This is a genomic window from Streptococcus infantis SPAR10, from assembly GCF_000279535.1.
Classification (GTDB): domain Bacteria; phylum Bacillota; class Bacilli; order Lactobacillales; family Streptococcaceae; genus Streptococcus; species Streptococcus infantis_I.
The window spans coordinates 340711-356991 of sequence record NZ_ALCH01000001.1; the positions used below are offsets into that span (position 1 = coordinate 340711).

A 16281-nucleotide genomic window follows, 5' to 3' on the forward strand; every position below is an offset into this window, starting at 1 on the left:
AAAAATCACACCACTAGTCTTTGTCTTATACAATTTCTTCCTAGTATCAGTTTAGTATGATATAATTAAATACGAATAATATAAAGGAGTTATAAATGAAAATAGGAAAAGGCATCAATTGGATTTTGATTCTGTTTAGTTGCTTAAGTGCTATAGTACTGATAAGTTTTGTGTTCTTCTTTAATCATAAGAAGCAAGATGCAGAAGTAGTGAATGCCACAACGGAACAGGTTTCTACTACTAGTACGGCTACGACTAGTTCGACAACCACTAGTTTAACGACTACCCAAGATAGTGTTACGACTACTGAGGAAAAACTCTCGACACAAGAAGAGCAAACGAATGCTAAATCACAAAAAATAGATGAGCAAGCCATTCTAAATGGAGATTTCTCGACTCTAGTTGGAACATGGAGAAATGGACTTGGGCAAGAGTTTACATTCGATAAAAATGGACTAGTAAACAGTGGAAACATTGAAAAAAAGAGAATGGGTAGCCATGGAACGATTGAATTCAGCATTAGAGATGGTATCTCAGGCTATGGAATGAGTATTTATCCTGCTGGACTTATTATGGATGGGTTAGATACTGATTTAACTAAAAATAGGCTGATTGCTGGTCAAGCAGCTCCAACCAGATCAGAACAAGTTTTTTATAAAGTAGACTAAATGATTAACCATCTCATCAAATTTGAGATGGTTTTCTTCTTTATTTGTGAGTCATGATCATGTTATGAAGATGAAGTAAGTAGGGTTTAAAAATAGCTTCCATAGGCGTTCCAGCCTGTTTAGCAAGATGTTGGAATTTATGAGGACCTTGACGGGTATTATTTTTCTTCATAGTATGTTGTGTTATAATGTAGATACGATATGAATAAATTAAGATATCTCTGTAAATTCTGTAAATGTCACTTTGTGTGAACATGAGTATATTTGAATTTATAGAATGATAGGAGGTGGTTTACAATGATAAGTTTAGAGCTGATGTCTGAAGAAAATAGCATAGATGTTTATTCTTTTGAAAAAGAAAATCGGGAGTATTTTGAGCGGAATTTACCTCCTAGACCAGCCCACTATTTTGACTTAGAAGGTTTTAAAGAAATTACAAGGGAATTGTTAAGGGAACAAGAGAATCATGATGTCTACATGCATCTTATTAGAGATTCACAAGGTACTATGGTCGGAAGAGTCAATTTAAGTGTCTTAGAGGATGATCGAAAAACAGCAGAACTTGGATATAGGATCGGAGAAAATGTTACTAATTTAGGATATGCCAGCGAAGCGGTTAAACTCGTTTTAGAAAAGGCCTTTACTACTTATGGTTTACATAAGATTATCGCAGGGACGGCAACGGACAATCTGATCTCTCAGAGAGTGCTTTTAAAAAATGGTTTCACCTTTAGTAGAATCATAGAGAATGACTTTCAAATGCATAACGAGTGGATTCATACGGCAGTATTTGAGATAAGGAATCTATAGCATCGTCATTACCAGTCGTTTGCCAAAACTCAACATTTCTAGTAGACATTCGTCTACTTTTTTTATATAATAAAACTAAACCAAAATGGTTGAATTTTTAAAATAAAGTCAACCTACGATGAAAGCATCACGCTAGGAGGTAAAATATGTACCAACCAGAAAAACTCAAAGCTCGGAGAAAAGAGTTAAAGCTAACACAGAAAGAAATTGCAGAGCAGCTTGGCATTAGTTTTCAGGCTTATTCGGCTTGGGAGCGTGGAGTCAAGGAGCCTTCTAAAGAAAAAGTTAAACAGCTAGAAGAGATTTTAAAAGTACCAAAAGGCTATTTCACCCAAATCGAAATTGTCCGTCTCTATAATAGCCTTTCCAATAAAGGAAAAGAAAAGGTGATAGTCTATGCTCGCAACTTGGCTCAAGAAGAACAAGCCAAGAAGGTGACTGCTATTTCAGAAAAACTCTACGAGTATCATGTCTATGAACGCATGTCGGCTGGTATCGGTGCTTCGGTTTATGATGATCGAAATTTTGATACGGTTTACTTCAATGAAGAACTGGCACATGATTTTGCTTCCTGGGTGTCTGGGGATTCTATGGAACCTAAGTATCAGAATGGTTCAGTAGCTCTGATTCGAGAGACCGGATTTGATTATGACGGTGCTGTCTATGCAGTGGTTTGCAATAACCAGACCTATATCAAACGAGTCTATCGAGAAGAAGATGGTCTGCGTCTGGTCTCTATCAATCCTAAATATAAGGATATTCACATTTCTTATGAGGAAGATCCGCGGATTGTGGGTATTATCGTGGGCAATTTTGTACCCATGGAGGGATAGTCTATGGGCTACTTTGATTATTCCAGAGAGCCCAAAAGTGATATTGCCTTTGTCGATATGAAGTCCTTTTATGCTAGCGTTGAGTGTGTAGGAAGAGGGCTCCATCCCCTCAAAACCTCCCTTTGTGTCATGAGTCGGGCGGATAATTCTGTTGGGCTTATTCTTGCCTCCTCACCTATGTTTAAAAAGGTCTTTGGGAAAGCAAATGTAGGGCGTGCCTATGACCTCCCCTTTGATATCAAGACGCGTAAATTTTCCTACTATAATGCCAAAAAACAAGGCTTACGGACAGACCCAGCCTATGTGAGATTTATCGAAGATTGGGCTCGGGTGACCGTCATTGTCCCTCCCCGGATGGATAAGTATATCGCGGTCAATATGGAAATTCAGCGCATTTTCCAGAATTATGGCAGTCCAGATGATATTTATCCTTATTCCATTGATGAAGGCTTTATTGATCTAACCAGTTCGCTCAATTATTTTGTCCCAGATCAGCAGATTTCTCGCAAAGATAAGCTAGATATGCTTTCGGCTCGGATCCAGAGAGATATCTGGCGGCAGACGGGGATTTACTCGACGGTCGGCATGTCGAATGCCAATCCTCTGCTTGCTAAGTTGGCCTTGGATAATGAAGCCAAGCACACACCGACTATGCGAGCCAATTGGTCTTACCAGGATGTGGAAGACAAGGTCTGGTCCATTCCAAAGATGACCGACTTTTGGGGGATTGGGCATCGGATGGAGAAGCGCTTGAATAGCTTGGGGATTTATTCGATTAAGGAATTAGCCAATAGCAATCCGGATTTCCTGAAGAAGGAACTTGGCCAAGCTGGACTTCGCTTGTGGTTTCATGCCAATGGAATAGACGAGAGTAATGTTCACAAGCCCTATAAAGCCAAATCTCACGGCTTAGGCAATTCACAAATTTTACCTAGAGATTATGTCAAGAAGCGAGACATCGAAATTATCCTTCGAGAGATGGCTGAACAGGTGGCTATCAGGCTTCGACGGGCCAGAAAGAAGACGACAGTTGTGTCTATTCATCTTGGTTTTTCTAAGCAGGAACAAAAACGCTCCATCCATACCCAGATGAAGGTGGAGCCGACCAATAATACCGGTCTTTTAGTCAGTTATGTACTGAAATTATTCCATAGCAAATATACTTCTGGGGCCGTTAGGAGTGTTGCTGTCAGTTATTCAGGATTTGTGGACGAATCCTTTGGTTTGATTTCCCTTTTTGATGATGTTGATAAAGTAGAAAAAGAAGAAAGGCTCCAGACTGCCATTGATTCCATTCGAGAACAATTCGGCTTTACTTCTCTTTTGAAGGCGACTGCCTTAGAGGATGCATCGAGAAGTATTGTCAGAAGTAAGCTCATCGGAGGGCACTCTGCTGGAGGATTAGATGGATTAAAATGATTGATCGCTCTTATTTGCCCTTTCAATCCGCGAAGGACTATCAAGATCCAGGCATGCAGAAGTGGATGGGCTTTTTTCTATCGGAGCATACGAGTTCACTCAGTGCAGAAAAAAATCGTGTTGCTTTATCAACAGATTTGAATCCAGTCGAGAAGTTGTTGCTGCTTTCCCAGCTCTACGTTGGACGACTAAAAGGTTCTTTTATGGTCAAGGAGAAAAATTATAAAAGCACGATATTGGGTGAAGTAAGAGAATTATCTCCTCAAGAAATTTCTGTTAGAACGGATGAAGGCTATCGATTAATAAGGGTAGATGATATTCTCGCAATCCAACTGTGTCAGGAGGAAGTTGATGACTAGAAAAGAGTTATATGAAAACAAACTGCAGATGGATTATTTTTCAGATGACTATATTCGTTTTGAGGAAGATTTCCAAAAATACTCTGCCATGAATGTACCCTTGACTTTCTTGATTGACGACATTCTGCGAACCATGGTCATTAACCAAAAGAACTACTTTGTCTTGAACAAGGAAAATGCCAAGGACGGAAGGGAACATCGATTTTATTTTAGAGTGAGGATGGAAAAAGACTGTCCACGTACTCGAACCTATACCTATCTTGGGCTGGGACGAAATCATTAGTAAAAATTCTTATCTTAGATATATTTGTTGCAATAATAACACTGAAAACAACTATAATTTCCAGCCGTTCAAGAGCTGTTTCTTGAATGGTTTTTTGTTTGCTGTTTAAAAGCAATTGAACTATACCAATTTTTATTCTTGACAAGTGAAAGAAACAATTATATACTGTTTTCGCTGATTCTAAAAACAGAAAATCAGACTATACCAATTTTAAGGAGAAAGCACAGCTGGTCTGTGTCGTATATACTATGTGTGGAATTGTTGGTGTTGTTGGAAACACAAATGCAACTGACATTTTGATTCAAGGACTTGAAAAACTCGAATACCGTGGTTATGATTCTGCGGGGATTTTTGTTCTAGGTGGTGCTGAAAGCCATTTGGTCAAGGCTGTTGGACGTATCGCAGAATTGTCTGCTAAGACAGCTGGGGTTGAGGGAACAACTGGTATCGGACATACTCGTTGGGCCACTCATGGGAAACCAACAGAAGATAATGCTCACCCACATCGCTCTGAGACAGGACGTTTTGTCTTGGTCCACAATGGGGTGATCGAAAACTATCTTGAAATTAAGGAAGAATACCTTGCAGGACACAACTTCAAGGGACAAACAGATACAGAAATCGCTGTTCACTTGATTGGGAAATTTGCAGAAGAAGACGGCTTGTCAGTACTTGAAGCCTTTAAAAAAGCTCTTCACATCATCCGTGGTTCTTATGCCTTTGCCTTGATCGACTCTGAAAATCCAGATGTTATCTACGTGGCCAAGAACAAATCACCTCTCTTGATCGGTCTTGGAGATGGCTACAACATGGTCTGCTCAGATGCCATGGCTATGATTCGTGAGACCAACCAATACATGGAAATCCATGACCAAGAGTTGGTAATCGTCAAGGCTGATAGCGTCGAAGTTCAGGACTATGATGGCAACAGTCGTGAGCGTGCTAGCTACACTGCTGAACTTGATTTGTCTGATATCGGTAAGGGAACTTATCCTTACTACATGCTCAAGGAAATCGATGAGCAACCAACAGTGATGCGTAAGTTGATCCAAGCCTACACAGATGAGGCTGGCCAAGTAGTGGTTGATCCAGCTATCATCAAGGCTGTTCAAGATGCAGACCGTATCTACATTCTTGCAGCTGGAACATCTTACCACGCAGGGTTTGCTTCTAAGAAGATGTTGGAAGAATTGACAGATACACCAGTTGAACTCGGTATCTCTTCTGAGTGGGGTTACGGTATGCCACTTCTCAGCAAGAAACCACTCTTCATCTTTATCAGTCAATCTGGTGAAACAGCTGATAGCCGTCAGGTTTTGGTTAAGGCCAATGAAATGGGAATCCCAAGCTTGACAGTGACAAACGTGCCTGGTTCAACTCTGTCACGTGAAGCCAACCATACCATGCTTCTTCATGCAGGACCTGAAATTGCTGTAGCATCAACCAAGGCTTATACGGCGCAAATCGCAGCTCTTGCCTTTCTTGCAAAAGCGGTTGGTGAAGCAAATGGGAATGAAAAAGCCAAAGCTTTTGACCTAGTTCACGAATTGTCAATCGTAGCTCAGTCTATCGAATCAACTCTTTCAGAAAAAGAATTGATTGATGCTAAGGTTCGTGACCTTCTTGAAACAACACGCAATGCTTTTTACATCGGACGCGGTCAAGATTACTATGTAGCCATGGAAGCCAGTCTCAAACTCAAAGAGATTTCTTACATCCAATGTGAAGGTTTTGCGGCAGGAGAACTCAAGCATGGAACCATTGCCTTGATTGAGGATGGAACACCTGTTTTGGCCCTCTTGTCAGATCCAGTCCTTGCTAACCACACTCGCGGAAATATCCAAGAAGTGGCAGCGCGTGGCGCTAAGGTCCTCACCATCGCAGAAGAAAATGTTGCCAAAGATACAGACGATATCGTTCTTACGACCGTACACCCTTACCTCTCACCAATCTCAATGGTCGTACCAACACAATTAGTCGCTTACTTTGCAACTCTACACCGTGGACTCGATGTGGATAAACCACGGAATCTTGCTAAGTCTGTAACGGTAGAATAAGGAAGTCCTGTTACTAAATGCTAACATTTCTTGTCATCCTATAAAAATCTTGTTATACTATAGAAAAGTCGTTAATAGTGAAGTATAAGGAGATTGGAGCGGAAATGAAAAAGGGGAAAATTTCATCTATCATAGGACTCTTGTTAGCAAGTTCGTTTTTGATTCGGACTGTCATTATTCATCAAATGAGAGCTGCAAAGAAACAAGAGAGTGAAAAGATTGCTGCAGTTCAGGAATTTATCAAATCTCAAGAAGAGGCAGAGTCAGAAAAACAAAAAAATACTTTTAAAAGTATTCTTGGAAATGGATCAGGGACTTCTGAACCAAGACCTAGCTACGAAAAAACTATATTTGTGAATCAACAATACGATATTGGTGTTCGAGACGGAGCCTATTATCTACTGACACTCAGTAGCAACAAAGAACTCTTGCTAGAAGGGGTCGATGACGCCTATGCCTTGGCTGTTAAGAATGAAGATAAAAACAAACAAGAAGTTGCTATGGTTGTTCATAAAGATGGAGCTTGGCATATTATAAATGGTGAAGGGGAAGTTACAACAACCCTTGACCGACAATATATAACAGCTCATACCAAACTTGTGATTAAGAATAAGACTCTTGATTTTGAATAATGTGTTTGGTTCATGATTCTGTAGAAAAACATAGATTACTAAAAACCTCCTAGATTCTTTCTAGGAGGTTTTTAAAATTATAAATCTTGCATGGAAATCTTATTGAGTTCGTTAACAACTTGCAGAATAGATAGTCGGCTAATGTTCATGATTCGCTTGTTATCGATTTCTTTAATATCAAAATTAGTGATAATAGCGTCATAGTCACTTTGCCTAATTTCTTCGATATTTAGGGTTTCTTTATCCCAAGTTTCATACTGGATGTTATTTGAAGTATGGAATTCGTAGAGAGATATCAAGAATTCTGGATGAGCAAAGTCATACTCACTAAGAACTAAGACTTTGACTTTCTTTTTATGTTCAAATAATTGATCTGTAAGCCCCTCTGCGTGAGTAAACAGGGTGTAGATCAGGTGAGAAAGAGCAGGTATCTTCTCCTTTTGTCCCATAATATTCTTATAGCGCATCATTTCAAAGACTGTTGCTTCATAAAAATTAGGGAAGAATTTTTTAATCTTTCCAAGTGTATAGTCTTTATTTTGTGAAATGATCGATTCGGAGTTGATTTCTCTTCGCTCGAGTAAGGCAGTATTGTGCAAGTTCCAAATTAAAGTATCCGTATTTGAAAATTGAACACTAAATCTTCGAGTTAAGTTGTCCAGAATGTCTCGTGCAGCATGATAGGACAAATTAACTTTTTCGTCAGATTGACGAGCAGCTAGAAAGTCTTCGACTGTGAAGAAGAGACTAGGTTCAGCAAATGGACTGAAGATTTGATAGAGATTTTCCGGATTGATATCAATGTTAAGTGCTTGGGCCAATTCTTGTAACTGATGTTGAAAATCGGGTAGTTGGTCGAAAATAGGATTTAACCAGGAAATGTTTTGTTTTGATAACTGAACGAAATATCCTCTCTTCATTCGGTGCAAATCGACTGTAGCCTGCGTTCTGATTTGGTAAAGATTTTGATATTTTGCAGGGAATTTCGCCAAATTGATGAAGAAAGAGACAAAATCATTTATTTTTTCTTCCTTAACCTCCTCAAAGGGCCAGTCCAGAAAATTATAAGCTTCGTGGAAAAATTGGGAGAAGAAAAATCGAATATCTTTTTCATTTCCAATAATAGAGATTGGGGTTACCTTGAGCTTGAAGCGGTAAGTTCCATCAAGTGTCTTATTGATATCCGCAATTTTCTTTCTCAAAGAAGGAAGGGAAATATCCAGAGATTCGGCAAGATGCTCATAGGTAAAGGGGCTGTCCAAAAGGAAAAATGCTTTTAAAATTTGAAAATACTCAGACGTCTGTAAAAAATATTGGTAAATTCGCTCGATGCCATTATTTTTCGTATTCACCATCATAATCCCCGCAGTTGAGTGTCGAATATCAAAATCAGGAAAGATTTCACGTAATTCTTTGATATCACTTTTAATGATGCGAGCATTGTGTCCAATGGTTTTAGATAAATCATCTAGGTAAATCCAATCAGGATTTTCAAACAAATATTCTAAAATCTTTAATTGCCTTTGCTCTTTTTGACTGAGTAATTCTCTCATTTTTAATAAACTCCCGAAGTAATGTTAGAATAATTAGAAAAGAAGATAATTGGAGATTGTCAGAATTCTAGCATAAAAGAAAGTCACCCCTTAAGAGAGATTCGAAGTCTATCGAAGAGGGGTGATACTTGATAAGAAGTTCTTACTAGTCTTCAATCTACTTACGATATAAACGGTCGTATTGGTAGTAGGGATCAAAGGTTACGTTAATTCCCAATTTACGGAGAACATTCTTGTCTTCATCTGTTAAGATAATCGTAGAATGAGCTTCGCTTCCTTTGAGGTTCCCGAGTTCTTTCATAGCGCGGTCTGCATCAGGATTCTGCATAGCTGTGATTGCAAGAGCGATAAGAATCTCGTTAGAATGAAGACGTGGATTGCGACTACCTAAGTGATTGATTTTCAAACCTTGGATTGGTTTCACCACTTCTGGTTCAATTAATTTTGTTTCGGTATCGATGTTCGCTGACTTCTTGATAGCATTGATCACGGCAGCTGCTGTTGGACCGAAGAGTTCCGAGTTCTTACCAGTGACAATTTCACCAGAAGGTAACTCAAGTGCTAGAGCAGGCCCGTCTGTTTCTTCAGCTTTTTGTCGAGCGGCAACAGCAACCTTACGGTCGGCTGGCGTGATGCCGAGATCATTCATAAGAAGTTCGATTTTCTTGACAGCAGACTCAGCAACTTTTTCAGCCTTGAAGTCGAGAACTGTTTGGTAGTAGCGACGGATAATCTCTTGTTTCGATGCTTCAATTGCAGCATCGTTATCAGTGATTGCAAAACCAACCATATTTACACCCATGTCAGTTGGAGATGCATAAGGAGATTCACCCAAGATACGTTCGAGCATACGCTTGAGAACAGGGAAAATTTCGATATCACGATTGTAGTTGACGGTAGTTTCTCCATAAGTTTGGAGATGGAATGGGTCAATCATATTGACATCGTCAAGGTCTGCAGTAGCAGCCTCATAAGCCAAGTTAACCGGATGATGGAGAGGTAGATTCCAAACTGGGAAGGTTTCAAACTTAGCATAACCAGATTTGATGCCATTCAGTTGGTCGTGGTACATGTTAGACATACAAGTTGCCAACTTACCTGAACCAGGTCCAGGAGCAGTAACGACAATTAAATTGCGACTCGTTTTGATATAGTCGTTTTTCCCCATACCTTCAGGAGAGATGATATGGTCCATATCTGTCGGATAACCCTTGATTGGGTAATGGAGATAAGAGTCGATCCCATTTTTCTCTAATTGATTACGGAAGGCATCAGCTGCCGGTTGGCCTGCATATTGAGTAATGACAACTGAACCAACAAAGATACCAAGTTCATTGAATTTATCGATCAAACGAAGCACTTCTTGGTCATAAGAAATGCCCAAGTCACCACGAGCCTTTGAGTGCTCGATATTGCTAGCGTTAATAGCGATAACAACCTCAACTTGCTCCTTCAATTCTTGTAAGAGTTTGATTTTATTATCTGGTTCATATCCAGGAAGGACACGAGCAGCGTGGAAATCTTCTAGCATTTTGCCACCAAACTCCAAGTAGAGTTTGCCGTCAAATTGGTTGATGCGTTCCAAGATATGGTCGCGTTGCAGATTCAAATATTGTTCAGAACTAAAAGCTTGTTTTTTCATTTTTTTACCTCTGACTTCTATTATATAAAAAAATAGAAGATAAGAAACTAGAGAGTCACAAAAGTAAGAAAAAAAGATAAAGCAAACGCTTGCATAAACGAGGAAAAAAGTCTATGATGGAGTAAAGTGAATTTAAAAGAGGTGAAAATATGCAAGAAAAATGGTGGCATAATGCAGTTGTCTATCAAGTCTACCCTAAAAGCTTCAAGGATAGTAATGGAGATGGGATTGGTGATTTACCAGGAATTACTAGCAAGTTAGACTATCTAGCTAAGCTAGGAATTACGGCAATTTGGCTTTCTCCAGTTTATGACAGTCCAATGGATGATAATGGTTATGATATTGCCAATTATCAAGACATCGCTTCTATCTTTGGAACCATGGAAGACATGGACCAGCTGATTGCTGAAGCCAAAAAACGAGATATTCGAATCATCATGGACTTGGTTGTCAATCATACATCCGATGAGCATGCTTGGTTTATTGAAGCGCGTGAAAATCCTCAAAGTCCCGAACGTGACTACTATATTTGGCGAGATAAACCCAATGATTTAACCTCTACTTTTAGTGGTTCTGCTTGGGAATACGATGAAAAGTCTGGTCAATACTATCTACACTTTTTCAGTAAGAAACAACCAGACCTCAACTGGGAAAACGAAGAGCTCCGTCATAAAATCTATGAGATGATGAATTTCTGGATTGATAAAGGGATTGGTGGATTCCGTATGGACGTTATTGACATGATTGGGAAGATACCTGACCAGAAGGTTGTCAACAATGGTCCCATGCTTCATACTTACCTCAAGGAAATGAATCAGGCTACTTTCGGCGGCAAAGACCTTTTGACAGTAGGGGAAACTTGGGGAGCAAATCCAGAAGAGGCCAAGAAATATTCGAATCCAGAAGGTCAAGAGTTGTCTATGGTCTTCCAATTTGAACATATCTGTCTTCAGTATCAGGAAGGACAACCTAAGTGGCACTACCAAAAAGAGCTAAATGTAGGGAAATTAAAAGAGATTTTCAACAAGTGGCAGACAGAGTTAGGAGTTGAGGATGGCTGGAATTCCCTTTTCTGGAATAACCATGACCTTCCACGAATCGTTTCTATCTGGGGAAATGACCGAGAATACCGCGAAAAATCTGCTAAAGCGTATGCAATTTTGCTTCATCTTATGAGAGGAACACCCTATATTTATCAAGGCGAAGAAATCGGCATGACCAATTTCCCATTTGAAAACTTGGAGCAAGTAGAAGATATTGAATCCCTCAACTATGCCAAAGAAGCGCTAGAACAAGGTGTACCGCTAGAGCAAATTATGGATAGCATTCGTGTGATTGGACGCGATAATGCTCGTACGCCAATGCAATGGGACACGACAGACTACGCAGGATTTTCAAGCGCGAAACCATGGTTAGGAGTCAATCCAAACTATGCGAAGATTAATGTAGAAGAGGCTTTAGCAAATCCAGATTCTATCTTCTATACCTATCAAAAATTGGTAAAACTTCGTAAGGAAAATAGCTGGTTGATTCGTGCTGACTTTGAACTGCTAGAAACGGCTGAAAAAGTCTTTGCTTATATCCGTAAAGAAGGAGACCGTCGTTTCCTAGTGATAGCCAATTTATCCAACCAACAGCAAGAGTTTACAGTAGAAGAGCCAGTCAAGTCTATCTTGATTGAAAATACCTCAGTAGAAGATGCTTTAGAGAAACAACTCTTGGCTCCTTGGGATGCATTCTGTGTCGAATTGGCCAATTAAACCTAAAAAACTCAAGTATCCAAGATGCTTGAGTTTTTTCTAAAATAAGTGTAGAAATTTCTTAAAAAAATATTAGTTTGAATTTTCTAAAAAATTGCATAAAAGCCCTTGCTTTTATAAAAAAATAGGGTATAATGGTGAAAAATAGTATTTTAAAGGAGAATACCGATGAAATCGAAAAAGTTGCTCGCAGTAGCAGGGATAACGATGAGTGCAGCTCTTCTTTTAGCGGCTTGTGGAAAGACAGAGAAAAAAGCAGATGCTCCTACAACATTTTCATACGTATATGCCATTGATCCATCAACATTGGACTATAGCGTTACTAGTAAGAGTTCAACATCAGACGTCATTGCTAACTTGGTCGACGGACTCTTGGAAAATGACAAATACGGAAACTTGATTCCATCTCTTGCTGAAGACTGGTCGGTTTCACAAGACGGTTTGACCTATACTTACAAACTACGTAAAGGTGTCAAATGGTATACTTCTGAAGGTGAGGAGTACGCCGAGGTCAAGGCTCAAGACTTTGTGACTGGTTTGAAACATGCTGCTGATGGTAAGTCAGATGGCTTAAGTCTGATCCAAGATTCTATCAAAGGTTTGGCAGAATACGTCAGTGGTGAAAGCAATGACTTCTCAACAGTTGGAGTTAAAGCAATTGACGACTACACTGTTCAATACACCTTGAACCAGCCAGAAAGCTTCTGGAATTCTAAGGTAACAACAGCGACTATGCTCCCTGTTAATGAAGAATTTCTGAATTCTCAAGGTAAAGATTATGGTGCAGCGACACCTTCAGGGATTCTCTATAATGGACCATATATTTTGAAGAACTTCACTTCAAAATCAGTGATCGAGTACGAAAAAAATCCAAATTATTGGGATAAAGACAATGTTAAGATTGACCACGTCAAACTTACTTTCTACGATGGATCTGACCAAGAATCATTGATTCGTAGTTTCTCATCAGGAGCCTATACAACAGCTCGTCTCTTCCCAACAAGTTCAAACTTTGATTCAACTAAGCAAGAATACGGGGATAAGATTGTCTATAGTCCGCAAGAAGCGACCAGCTATTACTTTACTTTCAACGTGAATCGTCAGTCTTACAATAAAACAGCAAAGACAGATGAAGCACAAAAGACTTCTACAAAAGAAGCGCTTCTCAACAAAAATTTCCGCCAGGCAATCAACTTTGCTCTTGACCGTCATTCTTACTCTGCACAGATGAATGGTGAAGAAGGTGCAGACAAGATTATCCGTACCAGCCTTGTCCCTTACGACTATGTTCAGGTTGGTGAAAAGACCTTCGGAGAACTGGCTCAAGAGCAACTGGTAACATACGGAGAACAGTGGAAAGATGTAGCTTTGACAGATGGTAAAGATACTCTTTACAATCCAACAAAAGCAAAAGCTGCCTTTGAAAAAGCCAAGTCGGAATTACAAGCCAAGGGCGTAACCTTCCCAATACATTTGGATATTCCAGTTGAACAAACAGATGTCATTGCTGTTCAACAAACTAACTCCCTCAAACAATCTGTCGAAGCAGCACTTGGAACTGAAAATGTTGTCATCGATGTGCTTCAAATGACAGATAATGAGAAAATGAGTATTACTTCTCAAGCTAAGGTTCCTTCTCAAAAAGACTATGACTTGAATGGAACTGGTTGGGGACCAGACTATCAAGATCCAGCTACCTATCTAAATATCCTGGATGCTAAGAAGGGTTCTGCCCTTAAACACTTGGGTATCACAAAAGGTAAAGATCCAGAAGTCATGGCTCAAGTTGGACTTGATGAGTACAAGAAACTCTTGGATGATGCAGCATCAGAAACAACCGACCTTAACAAACGCTATGAAAAATATGCTAAAGCACAGGCTTGGGTATCTGATAGCTCACTCCTCATTCCTGTAGCATCTTCAGGAGGTTCTCCTACAGTGAGTCGTACAGTACCATTTTCGAAAGCCTACTCTCAAGTTGGTATCAAGGGAGATCCGTTTGTATTTAAAGGTTTAGAGTTGCAAAATGATATTGTAACCACTAAAGAATACGAAGAAGCTCTCAAGAAATGGCAAAAAGAGAAATTTGAAACAAATGCTAAATATCAAAAAGAGTTAGCGAAACACGTTAAATAATCTTAAACAGCGATGAAGGAAATCCTGATTTTATGCGGGATTTCTTTCTTTTTTTCATATACTGACGAGAGGGCAAATAATTAAATAACTTTACTTTTAGTGTGAAATTTGATAAAATAGACTTATGTCATAAAACCTAACATTTAAGGAGAAAATGAATCATGAAACTCAAAAAACGACTGATTGGAGCGGGGTTGACGCTTGCCGCGGCGATCTTATTGACAGCGTGTGGGAAGTCAGCATCAGATGTTAAAACCTACTCGTCAACATTTGGTGCAGACCCGACAACCTTCAACTACCTGTTGGACTACTCTGGTGATAATACCGCTGTTGTAACCAACTTGGTAGATGGTTTGCTTGAAAATGACAATTATGGAAATCTCATTCCTGCTCTTGCAGAAGATTGGAGTGTTTCAAAGGATGGTTTGACTTACACTTATAAACTTCGTCAAGATGCTAAATGGTTTACTGCTGACGGGGAAGAATACGCCCCAATCAAAGCACAAGATTTCGTCACAGGTATCAAGTATGCAGCTGATAACAAGAGTCAAGCTCTCGATTTGATTCAGAACTCAATCAAGGGATTAGATGATTATGTGACAGGCGCAAATACTGACTTTTCAAATGTTGGTGTGAAAGCTGTAGATGATTACACTGTCCAATATACTTTGACACGTCCAGAACCATTCTGGAACTCTAAGACAACCAATAGTATCTTGTTCCCTGTCAATGAAGAGTTCTTGACTTCTAAAGGTAAAGAATTTGGAGAATTGAAACCAGACAGCATTCTCTACAGTGGTCCTTATTTGTTAAAAGAATTCATATCAAAATCATCACTTGAGTACATGAAGAACCCTCATTACTATGACCAAGAAAAAGTGACGATTGAAAGAGTTAAGTTGGCTTATGTTGATGGTTCTGACCAAGATATGACGATCCGTAATTTCGAAAGCGGAGCCTACTCGTCTGCCGGTGTCTACCCAAATAGTTCAAACTTTGCTAAGACAAAGGAAAAATACAAGGACAACATTGTCTATAGCTTACAGGATGCGACTTCTTGGTACTATAATTTTAACGTTAATCGCCAAACATACAATCATACAGCTAAGACTAGCGATGAGCAAAAACAAGCTACCCAAGCTGCGATTTTAAATAAAAATTTCCGTCAAGCAATCAACTTTGCAATTGACCGTACAGCTTATTCGGCTCAGTCTAATGGAGAGGAAGCAGCTAAAAACACTCTTCGTAACACACTTGTGCCACCAACTTTCGTGCAAGTAGGTGACAAGACTTTTGGTGAGACAGTTTCATCTAAGTTGGTAAACTACGGTACACAGTGGTCAAATATGAATCTTGAAGACGCTCAAGACGGCTACTTCAATAAAGAAAAAGCACAAGCTCGGTTTGCAGAGGCTAAAAAAGAACTAGAAGCACAAGGTGTGACCTTCCCGATTCATTTGGACTTGCCTGTAGACCAAGTTAATAAAACCTTGCTTCCAAAGATTCATTCGCTTAAACAATCGGTCGAATCAACTCTTGGGTCAGAAAATGTAGTGATTGATGTCGTTCAAATTTCAACAGAAGACTATGGTAATGCGACATTCCAAGCGCCAACCACAGCTGATCATGATTATGACTTGAACTTGGATGGTTGGTCTGCAGACTACCAAGATCCATCGACTTATCTTAATCCTTTCAACGCTGAGGATGGATTCTATCTCAAGATTTTAGGACTTGATCCAAGCAAGGATACTGATAAGATTACAAATATCGGATTGGACCAATATACTCAAAAATTGAAAGCGGCAGATGCAGAAAATACAGACGTAGCCAAACGTTATGAAAATTATGCAGATGCACAAGCTTGGCTGATTGATAGTTCGCTATTGCTCCCTGTAAATTCAAACGGTGGTGGTGCTTCAGTAACACGTGTGACACCATTTACACGAGCTTACTCACTTGTCGGAATCAAAGGTACTGGAAGTAACTACAAGTACATGAAATTGCAAACCGATGTCGTAACAACTGCTCAATTTGATGAAGCTAAAGCCAAATGGGAACAAGAACGTAAAAACTCAGTCGAAAAGAGTCAAAAAGAATTCGAAAGTCACGTTAAATAATAAAAAANA

General features: G+C 39.4%; 13 protein-coding genes. 11 read left to right on the forward strand and 2 right to left on the reverse strand.

Going from position 1 to position 16281, the window contains the following annotated elements; all coding sequences use genetic code 11:
- The first annotated feature begins 170 nt into the window (after positions 1-170).
- The 8 genes from SPAR10_RS03705 to SPAR10_RS03740 all read left to right on the forward strand — a co-directional run bounded on the left by SPAR10_RS03705 (position 171) and on the right by SPAR10_RS03740 (position 7061).
- Positions 171-668, forward strand: a complete 498-nt coding sequence (locus tag SPAR10_RS03705) for a DUF6287 domain-containing protein (RefSeq protein WP_232672987.1) — start codon at positions 171-173, stop codon at positions 666-668.
- A 297-nt stretch (positions 669-965) separates the two neighbouring features.
- Positions 966-1478, forward strand: coding sequence for a GNAT family N-acetyltransferase (locus SPAR10_RS03710; protein WP_004250893.1), 513 nt, complete (start codon positions 966-968; stop codon positions 1476-1478).
- 146 nt (positions 1479-1624) lie between these two features.
- Positions 1625-2311: an XRE family transcriptional regulator gene (locus SPAR10_RS03715; RefSeq protein ID WP_004250895.1), complete on the forward strand. Its 687-nt coding sequence runs from the start codon at positions 1625-1627 to the stop codon at positions 2309-2311.
- A 3-nt stretch (positions 2312-2314) separates the two neighbouring features.
- Positions 2315-3730, forward strand: coding sequence for a Y-family DNA polymerase (locus SPAR10_RS03720; protein ID WP_004250896.1), 1416 nt, complete (start codon positions 2315-2317; stop codon positions 3728-3730).
- Positions 3727-4089 (forward strand): hypothetical protein, encoded by a 363-nt coding sequence (locus SPAR10_RS03725; RefSeq protein WP_025170525.1) that lies wholly within the window; start codon positions 3727-3729, stop codon positions 4087-4089. Before SPAR10_RS03720 ends, SPAR10_RS03725 begins: the two co-directional genes overlap by 4 nt.
- Complete coding sequence (locus SPAR10_RS03730; RefSeq protein ID WP_004250898.1) at positions 4082-4372, forward strand: DUF5960 family protein; 291 nt, start codon at positions 4082-4084, stop codon at positions 4370-4372. Before SPAR10_RS03725 ends, SPAR10_RS03730 begins: the two co-directional genes overlap by 8 nt.
- Positions 4373-4620: 248 nt before the next feature.
- On the forward strand, positions 4621-6429 hold the full coding sequence (gene glmS, locus SPAR10_RS03735; protein ID WP_004250899.1) for a glutamine--fructose-6-phosphate transaminase (isomerizing): 1809 nt from the start codon (positions 4621-4623) through the stop codon (positions 6427-6429).
- A 104-nt stretch (positions 6430-6533) separates the two neighbouring features.
- A complete protein-coding gene (locus SPAR10_RS03740) occupies positions 6534-7061 on the forward strand; it encodes a hypothetical protein (RefSeq protein WP_004250900.1) in 528 nt (175 codons plus the stop codon).
- A 77-nt stretch (positions 7062-7138) separates the two neighbouring features.
- On the opposite strand, the gene SPAR10_RS03745 is transcribed toward SPAR10_RS03740, so the two are convergent.
- Complete coding sequence (locus tag SPAR10_RS03745) at positions 7139-8614, reverse strand: M protein trans-acting positive regulator PRD domain-containing protein (RefSeq protein WP_004250901.1); 1476 nt, start codon at positions 8612-8614, stop codon at positions 7139-7141.
- Positions 8615-8771: 157 nt separating this feature from the next.
- Positions 8772-10256 (reverse strand): DUF1846 domain-containing protein, encoded by a 1485-nt coding sequence (locus tag SPAR10_RS03750; protein ID WP_004250902.1) that lies wholly within the window; start codon positions 10254-10256, stop codon positions 8772-8774.
- A gap of 149 nt (positions 10257-10405) precedes the next feature.
- Here SPAR10_RS03750 and SPAR10_RS03755 point away from each other — a divergent pair, with 149 nt between their 5' ends.
- From SPAR10_RS03755 to SPAR10_RS03765, 3 genes are all read left to right on the forward strand, one after another.
- Positions 10406-12016 (forward strand): glycoside hydrolase family 13 protein, encoded by a 1611-nt coding sequence (locus SPAR10_RS03755; protein ID WP_004250903.1) that lies wholly within the window; start codon positions 10406-10408, stop codon positions 12014-12016.
- A gap of 168 nt (positions 12017-12184) precedes the next feature.
- Positions 12185-14152, forward strand: coding sequence for a peptide ABC transporter substrate-binding protein (locus SPAR10_RS03760; protein WP_004250904.1), 1968 nt, complete (start codon positions 12185-12187; stop codon positions 14150-14152).
- Between the two features lie 161 nt (positions 14153-14313).
- The gene (locus SPAR10_RS03765; protein ID WP_004250907.1) at positions 14314-16272 is read left to right on the forward strand and encodes a peptide ABC transporter substrate-binding protein; all 1959 of its coding nucleotides are present in this window, start codon (positions 14314-14316) and stop codon (positions 16270-16272) included.
- The last annotated feature ends 9 nt before the right edge of the window (positions 16273-16281 follow it).